We start from the raw sequence: 274 nt of genomic DNA, 5'->3' as shown, positions 1-274 counted from the left end.
GCGGGAATTCGGCGATAAACAACAGGCGCGCCTTGGCCAACATGCGGCCGTTGAGGCCGGTGCGGTAATCGGCGTGCAAAAACAGCGAGCACAGTTCGGAATTACCGGTGAGGTCGTTGGCCAGGAACAGCGTTGGAATCTCGCGGTAGATATTCAACTCCTGGGAGGCGCTGACGGTCAGGCCCACCCGGAAGTTGTACCAGGGCTCGCGCAGGCCGACGGCGCCGGCGATGGCGGAAATGCCAACCACGCGGCCTTCGTCGTTTTCCAGCAC

The 274-nt window shown here is 62.4% G+C and carries 1 protein-coding gene; it reads right to left on the bottom strand.

All coding sequences use genetic code 11. The annotated features are described in order from the left end of the window. On the bottom strand, positions 1 to 274 hold a 274-nt coding region (locus SB764_RS40100), incomplete at both ends, for an arginine N-succinyltransferase (protein ID WP_410866764.1).

Origin of the sequence: Paraburkholderia sp. SIMBA_027 (assembly GCF_046535315.1) — a bacterium.
In the GTDB taxonomy this organism is placed as follows: domain Bacteria; phylum Pseudomonadota; class Gammaproteobacteria; order Burkholderiales; family Burkholderiaceae; genus Paraburkholderia; species Paraburkholderia tropica.
This window is presented reverse-complemented; position numbering and strand designations above follow the sequence as displayed.